Origin of the sequence: Stenotrophomonas maltophilia (assembly GCF_023518235.1) — a bacterium.
GTDB lineage: Bacteria > Pseudomonadota > Gammaproteobacteria > Xanthomonadales > Xanthomonadaceae > Stenotrophomonas.
Map to the genome: position 1 here is coordinate 3,092,272 of NZ_CP090423.1, position 12,465 is coordinate 3,104,736.

The 12,465-nt window shown below is 68.1% G+C and carries 10 protein-coding genes; 4 read left to right on the forward strand and 6 right to left on the reverse strand.

Features of this window, described 5'->3' with window-relative positions:
- The 4 genes from LZ605_RS14575 to aceB all read right to left on the reverse strand — a co-directional run bounded on the left by LZ605_RS14575 (position 1) and on the right by aceB (position 7,022).
- Complete coding sequence (locus tag LZ605_RS14575) at positions 1–2,514, reverse strand: putative peptide modification system cyclase (RefSeq protein ID WP_249842244.1); 2,514 nt, start codon at positions 2,512–2,514, stop codon at positions 1–3.
- Between the two features lie 15 nt (positions 2,515–2,529).
- Positions 2,530–3,573 carry a GGDEF domain-containing protein gene (locus LZ605_RS14580; protein WP_249842245.1) on the reverse strand — a complete coding sequence of 348 codons (1,044 nt, stop codon included), beginning with the start codon at positions 3,571–3,573 and terminating at the stop codon, positions 2,530–2,532.
- A 445-nt stretch (positions 3,574–4,018) separates the two neighbouring features.
- Entirely contained in the window at positions 4,019–5,320 is a 1,302-nt protein-coding gene (aceA, locus tag LZ605_RS14585) for an isocitrate lyase (protein ID WP_249842246.1), read from the reverse strand.
- Positions 5,321–5,384: 64 nt separating this feature from the next.
- The gene (gene aceB, locus LZ605_RS14590; RefSeq protein ID WP_249842247.1) at positions 5,385–7,022 is read right to left on the reverse strand and encodes a malate synthase A; all 1,638 of its coding nucleotides are present in this window, start codon (positions 7,020–7,022) and stop codon (positions 5,385–5,387) included.
- A 109-nt stretch (positions 7,023–7,131) separates the two neighbouring features.
- Here aceB and LZ605_RS14595 point away from each other — a divergent pair, with 109 nt between their 5' ends.
- Positions 7,132–8,100, forward strand: a complete 969-nt coding sequence (locus tag LZ605_RS14595; protein ID WP_249842248.1) for a LysR family transcriptional regulator — start codon at positions 7,132–7,134, stop codon at positions 8,098–8,100.
- Between the two features lie 219 nt (positions 8,101–8,319).
- Positions 8,320–9,228, forward strand: a complete 909-nt coding sequence (locus LZ605_RS14600) for a LysR family transcriptional regulator (RefSeq protein WP_249842249.1) — start codon at positions 8,320–8,322, stop codon at positions 9,226–9,228.
- Positions 9,229–9,310: 82 nt separating this feature from the next.
- Here LZ605_RS14600 and LZ605_RS14605 read toward each other — a convergent pair whose 3' ends face one another.
- Both LZ605_RS14605 and lepB read right to left on the reverse strand, forming a co-directional pair.
- Positions 9,311–10,567 carry an MFS transporter gene (locus tag LZ605_RS14605; RefSeq protein WP_249842250.1) on the reverse strand — a complete coding sequence of 419 codons (1,257 nt, stop codon included), beginning with the start codon at positions 10,565–10,567 and terminating at the stop codon, positions 9,311–9,313.
- Positions 10,568–10,688: 121 nt separating this feature from the next.
- Positions 10,689–11,315 (reverse strand): signal peptidase I, encoded by a 627-nt coding sequence (gene lepB / locus LZ605_RS14610; RefSeq protein WP_249842251.1) that lies wholly within the window; start codon positions 11,313–11,315, stop codon positions 10,689–10,691.
- A 247-nt stretch (positions 11,316–11,562) separates the two neighbouring features.
- On the opposite strand from lepB, the gene LZ605_RS14615 reads away from it, so the two are divergent.
- Positions 11,563–11,964, forward strand: a complete 402-nt coding sequence (locus LZ605_RS14615) for a hypothetical protein (protein ID WP_249842252.1) — start codon at positions 11,563–11,565, stop codon at positions 11,962–11,964.
- A 3-nt stretch (positions 11,965–11,967) separates the two neighbouring features.
- Positions 11,968–12,414: a 3-dehydroquinate dehydratase gene (locus LZ605_RS14620; RefSeq protein ID WP_004153636.1), complete on the forward strand. Its 447-nt coding sequence runs from the start codon at positions 11,968–11,970 to the stop codon at positions 12,412–12,414.
- Positions 12,415–12,465: the final 51 nt, after the last annotated feature.

Genomic DNA, 12,465 nt, shown 5'->3' on the forward strand with positions numbered 1-12,465 from the left:
TCAGGGCGCGGCTGACGCGCCCTTGTCCGCCAGCGGCGCGGGCCGGATCGCCGTCAACCGCTGCACGTCCATCGCGTTCAGTGGAAGCAGCGCGTAGTCGCCAACATCCTCGGCAAATGCCAGGCCTACGTGGCGTTGCAGCCACTGTGCGTGGCGCAGGGCCGTGGCGTGGTCGCCGCTGGCCGTGGCCAGGTCCATCTGCAGCACCCGCCACTGGAACAGGCTCGCAGCAGGTTGCTGGGCCAGCAGCGACTGGGCCTGCGCCAGCCGGCCCTGGTCGAGCGCGATGCGCGCCTGCAACAGGTTCCACAGCTCGCGCAGGCGCGGGTCTGCATCGCGTTCGGGCAGCGCCTGCAACGCCTCCCGTCGCTGCGCCACCACCGCGCCCTGACCGGCGCGCACGGCGTGGTAGGCCGCGGCAAGCGCGATGAATGCGTTGCGCCGTGCCGGCGCCGGCTGCGAACGATCAACCGCCTGCAATGTCCGGTCGAGCACCTGCTGGTAGGCCTGCGACGCGGCGGACACCGGCTGCTGGCCACGCCAGGCCAGCGCCTGCAACGCCAGGATGTCGCACAGACCCGAGCCGGTCGTGCACTGCGCAGCCGCCTGCTGCATGTCATTGGCCGCTTCGCTGCGGTGATCCTGCATGCCCAGCACCGCCGCACGCAGCATGCGCGCTCCCAGCCCGGAGGACCGCATTGCCGCAAAGCCGGCATTGGCCGCATCGAAATCACCCGACAGGGCCAGCAGCAGCGGTTCCATCGCATCCCCGTTCCAACCCGGATGCAGACGTGCGCCACGCAGGGCGGCTTCGGCGGCGGCCATCTCGCCACGCGCCAGCTGCACCCGCGCCACGAACACCAGCACCAGTGCACGGCGAGAATGCTGCCGGGCCAGCAACGGCTGCGCCGCGGCCAGGGCGCCGTCGTAGTCACCCTGGGTGTAGAGGATCTTGGCGTAGTTCATCCAACCGGCCGGATCATCCGGGTACAGCTCGGTCAGCATCCGCCAGCGGTCGGCGATGCGTGCCGGCGGAGCTCCCTGGAAATCGGCGGCCCACGCGTCCAGGTAGAGCTGGTCACGCGCGGTCAGGTGCGCACGCTGGCTGACCGCTTTCTGGTACAGCGCGGCGGCCTGCTCCAGGTTGCCCTTGGCGTGCTGGATGTTCATCTGCCCGACATAGGCAAAGGCGAACCCGGGGTCGAGCCGGGTGGCCTGTTCGAAGAACATCAGCGCGTCGTCATAGCGCGCTGCCGCCGTGGCGTCCACGCCCTTGGCATAGGCATGCAGCGCATCGAGGTTCGCGGTGGCCACGGTCGGCAGCGGCCGCTGGTCGCGGCCGACATCGCGCAGGGCCTCGCCCAGGTCCGTGCGCAGCGCCGCGACCACGTGGTCGGTGGAGGCCAGGATCGAATCCAGCCCGCGACCGTCGGCAAAGCGGGTGTAGACGGTCTGCCCGCTGCGCGGATCGACCACTTCGACACTGACCCGCACCTTGCCGTTGAGCTCCAGCACACTGGGCACCAGCACCGCACGCACGCCATCGCGCAGCGCCACTTCGATGGCCAGGCTGCGGTCCAGACGCGCCTGCGGCGGCCGCTGCATCAGCTGCAGGGTGTCGCGCACCTTCAGTTCGCTGAGGATGTTGACGAACCGAGACTGCCCCAGGCTGATGTACAGCGCCTGCTCCAGGCTGCTGTCCAGCTGCGGGTACGCGGTGGCGTTGTGCACGGCCGAGACGATCACCCAGTCACGCTCGGCAAAGGCGATGGCCGGTGCCGGCCGCAGCAGCGTCCACAGCAGCACGCCCAGCGCCAACGCCAGCGCAGCCTCGGTCACCAGGGCGGCCGGGCGCCGCCACAGCGGCAGATCACGCCAGGCCTTTTCGCCCGAACGCGGTCTGCGCAGCGGCGCACTGCCCCGCAGGCCGATCTCGAAGACTTCCTGGCGCTCGCTGATACCCTTGAACCGCCAGCAGCCATGGTCCTTCCAGCGCAGCTCATCGGCCGCCCACGGCAGTTCGCCGCTGGCCCGGCGCGCCATCTTTTCCGCGCTGGCCGACAGCAGGACCTGCCCCGGCCACGCCAGCTGCATCAGCCGCGCGGCCATCGGCTTGGCCAGACCCTCCACTTCCACCGGCTTGGCGCCGTGGGCCATGGCCTCGGCACTGTTGTTCCACAGCAGCACATCGCCCACGTGCAGCCCGGCGCGCGCGCGCAGCACGATGCCGCGTTCGCGGCCCAGCGCATCCACCGCGCTCTGGTAGGACAGGGCGAAGCCGACCCCATCGATGGTGCGCTCGAACAGCATGAACAGGCCGTCGGAGCGATCGATCAGCTGGCCGTTCCAGCGCTGCTGCAGGCCAAGCACCAGCCGGTCGTGCTGCTGGAACAGCTCAGCGGCGCTGATGTCGCCGATGCGCTCGACCAGCTGCAGCGAGTCGCACAGGTCGGTGAACAACAGGGTCCGCACCTGCGGGCTCTGCACCGGAAGGGAATCCTGGATGCCGTCCATTGCCACCTCTGCCGCTCATGATCCGTTGTCGGGGCCATCGCCCCAGCGCAGGCAATTGCCGCCATCGCGCTTGGCCTGGTACAGCGCGCGGTCGGCGCTGGCGTACCACTCGCTCCAATCCGCCTCGGCCACCAGCAGGCTGGCACCGATGCTGACCAGGCTCACGTGCGGCGTGCCATGGCTGCGTTCGAGCAGGCCGTGCACCGCGCTGAGAATGAACTCGGCGGCGTGCTGCACGATCTCGTGGTTGCCACGGCGCAGGATCAGGCAGAACTCATCGCCGCCGAGCCGGCAGGCCAGGTCCTGCTCACCGGCCATCGAACGCAGGATGTTGCCCATGCTCTGCAGCACGCGGTCGCCGGCCTGGTGGCCGTGGCGGTCGTTGATCTGCTTGAAGCGGTCGCAGTCGATCAGCAGCAGCGCCTGCGGCGGGCCATCGACGTGGGCGCGGCACTCTTGCAGGTACAGGGTCAGGCCGCGGCGGTTGTGCAGCCCGGTCAGCTCATCAGTGCGCACCAGCTCGCGGGTGTGGGTGAGCTGGTGGGTGGTGATGTACAGGTTGTCCAGCGCGGTTTCCAGGTCGTGGTTGCGCCGCCGCAGCTGGCTGATCAGGGCCTGTTCGTTGGTCAGCACGCGCATGATCGTGCGGCGCAGGAAGTAGGCCACCAGGCCGGGATCGGATTCGACCAGCCGATGGAAATCGCGCGGGCCCAGCTCCAGCACTTCGCAGTCATCGAGCGCGCGCGCACTGGCGCTGCGCAGGTGATCGCCGACCAGCAGGCCCAGCTCACCGAAGAACTCGTGCTGGCCAAGCGTCTTGATCACCAGGTCCTCGCCGAAGTCCAGTTCGATCTGGCCCTGGAGGATCACATACATGCGCTCGCCACGGTGTCCACGCTGGAACAACCACTGTCCGGCATGAAGCTTGCATGGGCGGGCGAATCTGGCGAACAATGCAACCTCGGCATCGGACAGCAGCGCATGCACGATCTCGGCCATCGCCACGCGGGCGATACCTGTCGTCACATCACTGTTCTCGGCCGCACCCCTGCCGGTCATTCCCTGCACCCGCCGCCAGCGTCCCCTGGTGAGCCGCGGAGCATAGCACCGCTTTAAAGTGTGCGCCCTATCTCATTTTGAGCCTTTGGCCGCACGTTCGTGATGTGAAGATCCGGCGTGGCCCGTTCTGGTCACGCCTGTCCGCGCAAAACCCCTGCTGGATCAAGCCGATGGCGGATTTCACAGGGTTTCGGCCAAGTTGCGATCCCGCGGGTGCGCCGGATTGACGCGGTGCGCCGCGCGCGCCGTTGCCTGGATACAACAACGCCGGCAGGTCCCCCGACCGGCCGGCGTTGTCTGGCCCTTCCCTGGCCACCCTGATCAGACCCGGTAGTGCCGGCCGCTGGCCGGCAACCCGTCGATGGTCCCGGAGTCCACGTGGCTGCCGGCGAGCGACCGGCACTACCGCGTCAGATCCGTTGCCCGGCGCATCAGCGTTTACCGATCACGCCGCGCGTTCGCTGCGCCCGCCGTGGAACTGCTCTTCCTCGGTGGAACCGGTCAATGCAGTCGTGGACGACTGCCCCTGCTGGATCGCCTGGGTGACCGCATCGAAGTAGCCGGTGCCCACTTCGCGCTGGTGCTTGACCGCGGTGAAGCCACGCTCGGCCGCTTCGAACTCGGCTTCCTGCAGTTCCACGAACGCGCTCATCTGGCGGCGCGCATAGCCGTGGGCCAGGTTGAACATGCCGTAGTTCAGCGCGTGGAAACCGGCCAGGGTGATGAACTGGAACTTGTAGCCGTAGCTGCCCAGCTCGCGCTGGAACCTGGCGATGGTGGCGTCGTCCAGGTTCTTCTTCCAGTTGAAGCTGGGCGAGCAGTTGTAGGCCAGCAGCTTGCCCGGGAACTTCGCATGGATCGCCTCGGCGAACTTGCGCGCGAATTCCAGGTCCGGCTTGCCGGTCTCGCACCACACCAGGTCGGCGTAGGGCGCATAGGCCAGGCCACGGCTGATCGCCTGGTCCAGGCCGTTGCGGGTCTTGTAGAAGCCTTCCACGGTGCGCTCGCCGGTGGCGAAGGGCTTGTCGTTGCCGTCGATGTCGCTGGTCAGCAGATCGGCCGCCTCGGCATCGGTACGCGCCACCAGCAGGGTCGGCACGCCCAGCACGTCGGCAGCCAGGCGCGCGGCGTTGAGCTTCTCGATCGCCTCACGGGTCGGCACCAGCACCTTGCCGCCCATGTGGCCGCACTTCTTCACCGAGGCCAGCTGGTCTTCAAAGTGCACGCCGGCGGCACCGGCCTCGATCATCGCCTTCATCAGTTCGAACGCATTGAGCACGCCGCCGAAACCGGCTTCGGCATCGGCCACGATCGGCTGCAGGAAGTCGATGTCATCCTTGCCTTCAGCGTGATGCAGCTGGTCGGCGCGCAGCAGCGTGTTGTTGATGCGCTTGACCACCGCCGGCACCGAATCGGCCGGGTACAGCGACTGGTCCGGGTACATCTGCCCGGCCAGGTTGGCATCGGCCGCCACCTGCCAGCCGGACAGGTAGATCGCCTTCAGCCCGGCCTTGACCTGCTGCATGGCCTGGTTGCCGGTCAGCGCACCCAGCGCGTTGACGAACTCGCGCTCATGCAGCGACGCCCACAGCTTCTCTGCACCCATCCGGGCCAGCGAGTGTTCGATGTGGACGGTGCCGCGCAGGCGCACCACATCGGCGGCGCTGTAGTTGCGCTGGATGCCTTCCCAGCGCGGGTTGGTATCCCAGTCGTGCTGGATCTGTTCGGCAGTGGGCAGCTTGCTCATGTCTTTCTCCAGTTCGGTTCGTGCGTGCAGCGGGGAGGGAAACGGCGGTGGACGCGGGCGGCAGTCAGTCGATGCGCGCGTAGGCCGGCAGGGTCAGGAAATCGGTCAGTTCGTTGCTGCGGCTCAGTTCGCCCAGCAGGGCGATGGCCTCGCCGATGCGGGCGCCACCGGGCAACGCGGCGGTATCACCCAGCCGCGCCGGCAGCTGCGCCAGCGTGGCGTCGAGCAGGGCCAGGTCGATCGCAGTGCCATCGTCGAGCTGCTGGCCCGGCGTGTGCAGCCACTGCCAGAGCTGGCTGCGGCTGATCTCGGCGGTGGCCGCGTCCTCCATCAGGTGATGGATCGGCACGCAGCCGTTGCCGTCCAGCCAGGCGGCCAGGTAGCGCACGCAGACTTCCACATTGCCGTCGAAACCGGCGCGGGTGATGCTGCCTGGCGGTCGTGCGATCAGCTCATCGCGGCCGACGCGCACGTCCTGGCGCAGCACGTTGTGCTGGTTCGCGGTAGGCATGTGTTCGTCGAAGATCGCCATCGCCACCGGAATCAACGCCGGGTGCGCGACCCAGGTGCCGTCATGGCCGGCGGTGACTTCGCGCAGCTTGTCGGCGCGCACGCGGGCCATCGCCTGTTCGTTGGCGGCCGCATCGTTGTTGATCGGGATCTGCGCGGCCATTCCGCCCATCGCATGCGCACCACGGCGGTGACAGGTCTGGATCAGCAGCTCCGAATAGGCCTTCAGGAACGGCTGGGTCATGGTCACCTGGCCGCGCTCGGGCAGCACGCGGTCAGCATGGCGGCGGAAGGTCTTCAGGTAGGAGAAGATGTAATCCCAGCGCCCGCAGTTCAGGCCGACGATGCGATCACGCAGCGCGTGCAGGATCTCGTCCATCTCGAACACCGCCGGCAGCGTTTCGATCAGCACGGTCACCTTGATCTGGCCGTGCGGCAGGCCGAGCATGCCTTCGATGTGCGACAGCGCGGTCTCCCACAGCGCGGCCTCTTCCATGCTCTGCAGCTTGGGCAGGTAGAAGTACGGGCCGCGGTCCTTGGCCTGCAGCGTGCGCGCGTTGTGGAAGGCAAACACGGCCGCATCGAACAGGCCGCCGGCCAGCGGCTGGCCATCGATGGCCACATGCTTCTCGTCCAGGTGCCAGCCACGCGGGCGCACGATCAGCACCGCCTGCTCTTCGTAGGGGCGCAGGCGGTAGTGCTTGCCCGGCTTGCCATTGGCAGCCGGCGCAGTGAATTCCAGATCACCGCGCACCGCCGCCGCCAGCGACTGCTGCCCGGCCAGCAGGTTGCGCCAGGTCGGCGAGGTCGAATCCTCGAAGTCGGCCATGAATACCTTGGCGCCGGAGTTCAGCGCGTTGATGACCATCTTCGGGTCGGTCGGGCCGGTGATCTCGACGCGACGGTCCTGCAGCGCAGCCGGCAGCGGCGCGACGGTCCAGTCGCCGCTGCGGATGGCGGCGGTATCTTCGCGGAAATCCGGCAGGCCGCCCTGGTCGAAGAACGCCTGGCGTTCGCGCCGGGCCTGCAGCCGTGCCTGCCGGCCCGGTTCCACCGCGCGGTGCAGCGACACCAGCAAGGCCAGCAGCGGTGCCGGCAGCACGGTGTCCTGGCCGGCCACGCGGGTCGCCAGGGCGATCCCGGGGGTGGCCTTGCTGGCAGGGGTGGGAACAGCGGAAGCGACGGCGGACATGGGGCGACTCCAGCGGTGGGGAACGTCTCCACGGTGCCGCCGGGGCCGAGTATTTGGCAAAACAGTTTTTGCAATGCTCTACATAAATTGTGCTAATACTTGTGACGCCATGACCACGCGCTCCTCGCCAAGTCCTCGTTTTTCCTACAAATCCGACCGGCTGAAGCCGCTGCGCGCGTTCTGCCAGACGGTGCGTCTGGGCTCGGTCTCACGGGCTGCTGAGGCGCTGTTCGTCAGCCAGCCCGCCATCAGCCTGCAGTTGCAGGCGCTGGAACGGGAGTTGGGCGTGCCGCTGTTCGAACGCAGCGGGCGGCGCCTGGTGCCCAGCCGCGAGGGCCAGCTGCTGTACGAGATGGCGCAGCCGCTGGTGGAGAACCTGGATGGTCTGGAGGCACGCTTCCGCGACAAGGTGCGCGGCCTGGACGCGGGCGAGCTGAACATCGCCGCCAACAGTTCCACCATCCTGTACCTGCTGCCGAAGATCGTCGAACGCTTCCGCCTGCATCACCCGGACGTGCGCCTGACCCTGCACAACGCCATCAGCGCCGACGGCACCGACCTGCTGCGCGAGGACGCCGCCGACCTGGCCATTGGTTCGATGACCGATGTGCCGGCCGATCTCAGCTATGCCCCGGCCTACCGTTTCGAGCAGGTGCTGATCGCCCCGCACGATCATCCGCTGGCCAGCGGGGGGGAGCTGGAGCTGGCTGACATCGCGCGCTATCCGCTGGTGCTGCCACCGAAGCGGCAGATCACCTACCGCCTGGTCGACCAGGTCTTCCAGCGCCACCGCATCGCCTACACCGTGGCGCTGGAAGTGGGTGGCTGGGAAGTGATCAAGCAGTACGTGGCGATGGGCATGGGCATCTCCATCGTGCCGGCGTTGTGCCTGAACGAGGCCGACCGCGAGCGGCTGGCAGCGCGCTCGATGAAGCGCTGGTTCCCCGAGCGCAGCTATGGCGTGATCGTGCGACGCGGCAAGGCGTTGTCGGCGCAGGCGCGGGCGTTCATCGAGCTGATCCAGCCAGAGCTGTTCAGCCCGCGCGATTACGACCAGAGCGGGCATTCGGAGCGGTGAGTGGGTTCGGCAGGGCTGCGCCCTGCACCTGCCGAGGCCGAAGCAACGGCGACAGCGGGCTATCCGTGGGATGGCGGTGCGCTGTGGGTGGGTGTCGACCTTGGTCGAGACGTCATCAATGAGCGATATGGGCTTTTGTAGAGTCGAGCCATGCTCGACTGGCGGAAAAACGATCGAAGAAGACGCCAGGCACGGTGCCGGTCTGGCTAGACTGCACCCATGTCCATCGAACTCCGCCACCTGCGCTACTTCCTCGCCGTTGCCGATACGCTGCACTTCGGCCAGGCGGCCGAGCGGCTGGGCATGGCGCAGCCGCCGCTCAGCCAGCAGATCCGCCAGCTGGAAGAACTGATCGGTGCGCGCCTGTTCGTGCGCAGCCATCGCCGCGTGCAGCTGACCGCCGCCGGCGAGCTGCTGCAGGAACGTGCGCGCGCGATCGTGCAGCAGGTGGAAGCGGCGGTGGACGAGGTGCAGCGCGCGCAGCGCGGCGAGCAGGGCGAGCTGCACATCGGGCTGACCCGGGCCACGCCGCTGTCGCCACAGATTCCACGCTCGATTCTGCATTACCGCCAGCAATACCCACAGGTGCGACTGCAGCTGAGCGAGATGAACACGCTGCAGCAGATCGATGCGCTGCTCGACGGCTCACTGGACGTCGGCATCATCCGCAAGCGTGCGCTGCCCCCGGAACTGGTGGCGCACAGCCTGTTCGTCGATCCGCTGGCGTTGATCGTGCATGCCGACCACCCTGCCCTGCATCGGCTCTCGAAACAGGGCACGCTGTCGCTACGCGACTTCGCGCAGGAGCCGTTCGTGGCATTCCGCCGCAGGGCCGGCGCCGGCATCCACGACCACATGATCGCGCTGTGCACGGCCGCAGGATTCACCCCGCGCATCGTGCAGGAAGCGGGCGAAGCCTCGACCCTGATCAGCCTGGCCGCCGCCGGGCTGGGTGCGGCCATCCTGCCCTCCTCGTGCGATCACATCCGCGTGGAAGGCGCGCGCTTCGTAGCGCTGGCCGATGCCGGTGCGCATTCGGAAGTGCAGCTGGCCTGGCATCGCGAACGGGTGACGCCGTTGATCCGCAATTTCGCCGGGTTGTTGCGCGGGGCGTTTGCCGAGGGCTGAGGTACAACCCACCCGGTAGTGGCCAACCTTGGTTGGCCCACGGCCACAGCGCCGACAAAGGTCGGCATCTACCAGAACAGGATCAGGCCGTGACCGGCTGCGGCGCACGCTGCTGCAACGCCCAGACGATGCCGCCACCGATCAGGGTCAGCATGGCGGCAAACGCGCACACGCCGCGCCAGTCCCAGGCCGCATAGGCCAAGCCACCCACGCCGCCCAGTACGCTCGACCCCAGGTAATAGGCGAACAGGTACAGCGCCGAGGCTTCCGCACGCATCGCACCGGCGCGCGCCCCCACCCAGCTGCTGGCCACCGAGTGGCCGCCGAAGAATCCGAACGTGACCAGTGCGATGCCCAGGGCCATCGTGCTCAGCCACGGCATCGCCAACAGCACGATGCCGGCGCCGATCAGGGCGAACGAGATCGAAAGGATGCGGCCACGTCCATAGCGCGTGGCCTGCTGGCCCATCCACGCCGAACTGAAGGTGCCCACCAGGTAGACGCTGAAGATCAACCCGACCACGGTCTGGCTGAGGTGGTACGGCGGCGCCAGCAGGTGGTAACCGAGGTAGTTGTAGAGCGTGACGAACACGCCCATCAACACGAACGAGGTGGCGAACAGCCACGGCAGGCCGGGATCGGCAAACAACGTGCGCCAACGCGAGGGCAGGTGGCGCAGGCCACCGCGCCGGGCCTGGAAATGGCGCGACGGCGGCAGTTGCAGCCATAGCAGCACGGTGCTGGCAATGGCGATGATCGAGACCACACCGATGCCCCAGCGCCAGCCCCAGTGGTCGGCGATGATGCCGGCCAGCAGGCGCCCGCTCATGCCGCCGATGGCGTTGCCGCCGATGTACAGGCCCATCGCCAGGCCCAGCGCGCGGCTGTCCATTTCCTCGACCAGATAGGTCATCGCCACCGCCGGCACGCCGCTCAGCGCCAGCCCCAGCAGGGTGCGCAGCACCAGCAGCGTGGTCCAGTCATCCACCAATGCCGTGCTCAGCGACAGCATGGCCGAGGCCAGCAGCGCAGCGATCATCAACGGGCGGCGGCCGACCGCATCGGACAGCAGGCCAGCCAGCAGCATCGCCACGGCCAGGGTGCCAGTGGTCAGCGACAGCGACATCGCGCTGCCGGCGGCGGACACCCCGAAGTGGCGGCTGAACTCGGGCAGCAGCGGCTGCACCGTGTATAGCAGGCCGAAGGTGGAAAAGCCGGCCAGGAACAGCGCCAGCGCAGTGCGGCGAAAGGCCGGCGTGCCCTGCTGGATGCGGGTGTCGGTGCCGGTTTCGAGAATGGAAGGACGGCCTTGAACGGCCGCCGCGGTTTCGCCAGTCATGGGATCGATGGGCCGGTGGGGGCGGCCGGGTGGAGAGGAACGGGCCCAGACTAGGCCCGTCCATCCAGTCGATCCATAACCTGTTGGGTCATGATTGATACATGAAAAGTATCAATTCAGCTTACAAGCGCTGCCACTCGAAACCGTCGCCACGGCGGTAGTACACCGCCACCGCGCGGCCATAGACCTTGTCGGCGTCGACAAACCCGAAGAAGCGGCCATCGAAGCTGTTGCCGCGGTGGTCACCCAGCACCAGCAGCTTGCCGGCCGGCACCACCAGATCGGCGATGTCCGGGCCGCCGCCCATGTCCAGGTCGAGGCGGGCGCGACGCTGGCCGAAAGCTTCCACGTCCTGCAGGTCGGCCATCTGCAACGGCTGGCCATTGATGCTCAGGTGGCCCTCGCGCATCTGCACATGGTCACCGGCCACCGCGGCAATGCGCTTGATCAGGCGGGTGCCGTCGGCCGGCGAGTCGAACACCGCCACTTCGCCGCGTTGCGGGGTGCCGGTGGCCAGCAGTGCCTTGCCGGTGAAAGGCAGGCGCAGACCATAGGCGCGCATGTCCACCACCACCCGGTCGCCGGGCTGCAGGGTCGGCTGCATCGAACCGCTCGGCACCACGTAGTGGTTGGCCAGGGTATCGCGCGCGGCGGCGAGCAGGCCGAGCATCACCAGCAGCGGCAGCGCCTCCTTCTTCAGCCAGGCCAGCGCGCGTTCGGAAAAGGGAGGGCGGGCAACAGCATCCATGTCAGGCTCCGGGTGGGTGGTAGCTGCATCAGACCACACATGGGGGGAGAGGTTCCCGGTAGCGCCGGGCCTCGCCCGGCGGCCGATGGAAACGGGGTCGCAGCGCGTTCGCCGAGCATGGGCTCGGCTCTACAACAGGGGTTACGCAGGATTTACGCGCGGGGCCGGCTCCGGGCATCGCACCTTTACGGCGGTCGCGCGCATCGTGTGCCTACCGCGCCGCAGGGCGCATTCCGCAAGGTGTTGTATGACCCTCCTGGTGATCCGCCACGCGTCTGCGTCGGCACCGCGCCCGCAGCTGCCGGCGCAGCTGTCCGGCCACCGCGTGCTGTGCAGCGACTGCGCCAGCCTGTCCGAAGTGCGCCAATGCCTGTGCCAGCCGCAGGCGCGCTCGGCCGACTGGGTGCTGCTGGACGTCGGCGTGGCCGACGAAGCGCAGTGGCAGGCCGAAGGTGGCGCACTGCAGGCGGCGCTGGAACGGCTGCCGGCGCAGTACATCGAGTTGCAGGCCCCGAGCGAGCCTGGCCTGGATGCGCGCCTGCACCTGCAGCATGGCCCGGCCGCGGTGGTGATCGACCAGCGCAGCCAGCAGGCCGGTTATCCGCTGTCGCTGGCCATTGTCGGCCGTCGCCTGGCGCAGGAGGGCTGAGCCATGTCGATTTTCATCATCCGTGGCCCGGAAGCCGCCGGCGCGCTGATCCGCACGGCCATGCCGCTGCCGGCACCGGTACTGAAATCGCTGGTGCATCGTGCGATCGACGCCGGCACCAGCGTGGCGATCCGCGCCTGCGGTTCGGAACAGGAACTGCTGGATGCGCTGCGCGTGGCCGACCACAGCCGCGGCGAAGTGACCCTGCTCGATCCGGGTGCGTGTGCCAACAGCCTGCGCCTGCAGCGCCTGCTGCCATACCTGCACAACGCCTACGTGGAAGTGCATGACGACGGTGCGGTGGCCGAGCCGTGCCTGCCGGCCGGTGTCGGACAGCGCCTGGGCATTGCGGCCGGGTATGGTGCGCAGAGCTACGTGCTGGCGCTGGATATCGCGCTGGACCACCTGGGGTTGGCCGAGCAGGCCAATCGCGTGCACGTGGGGACGTAATGCTGTTTGGAGAGCCGAGCCCATGCTCGGCTGATGTTTCCCGGAAGAGCA

Excerpts from the sequence above, each read along its gene's own strand:
- LZ605_RS14575 (WP_249842244.1), bottom strand. The coding sequence starts at position 2,514 with ATGGACGGCATCCAGGATTCCCTTCCGGTGCAGAGCCCGCAGGTGCGG.
- LZ605_RS14580 (WP_249842245.1), bottom strand. The coding sequence starts at position 3,573 with ATGACCGGCAGGGGTGCGGCCGAGAACAGTGATGTGACGACAGGTATC.
- aceA (WP_249842246.1), bottom strand. The coding sequence starts at position 5,320 with ATGAGCAAGCTGCCCACTGCCGAACAGATCCAGCACGACTGGGATACC.
- aceB (WP_249842247.1), bottom strand. The coding sequence starts at position 7,022 with ATGTCCGCCGTCGCTTCCGCTGTTCCCACCCCTGCCAGCAAGGCCACC.
- LZ605_RS14595 (WP_249842248.1), top strand. The coding sequence starts at position 7,132 with ATGACCACGCGCTCCTCGCCAAGTCCTCGTTTTTCCTACAAATCCGAC.
- LZ605_RS14600 (WP_249842249.1), top strand. The coding sequence starts at position 8,320 with ATGTCCATCGAACTCCGCCACCTGCGCTACTTCCTCGCCGTTGCCGAT.
- LZ605_RS14605 (WP_249842250.1), bottom strand. The coding sequence starts at position 10,567 with ATGACTGGCGAAACCGCGGCGGCCGTTCAAGGCCGTCCTTCCATTCTC.
- lepB (WP_249842251.1), bottom strand. The coding sequence starts at position 11,315 with ATGGATGCTGTTGCCCGCCCTCCCTTTTCCGAACGCGCGCTGGCCTGG.
- LZ605_RS14615 (WP_249842252.1), top strand. The coding sequence starts at position 11,563 with ATGACCCTCCTGGTGATCCGCCACGCGTCTGCGTCGGCACCGCGCCCG.
- LZ605_RS14620 (WP_004153636.1), top strand. The coding sequence starts at position 11,968 with ATGTCGATTTTCATCATCCGTGGCCCGGAAGCCGCCGGCGCGCTGATC.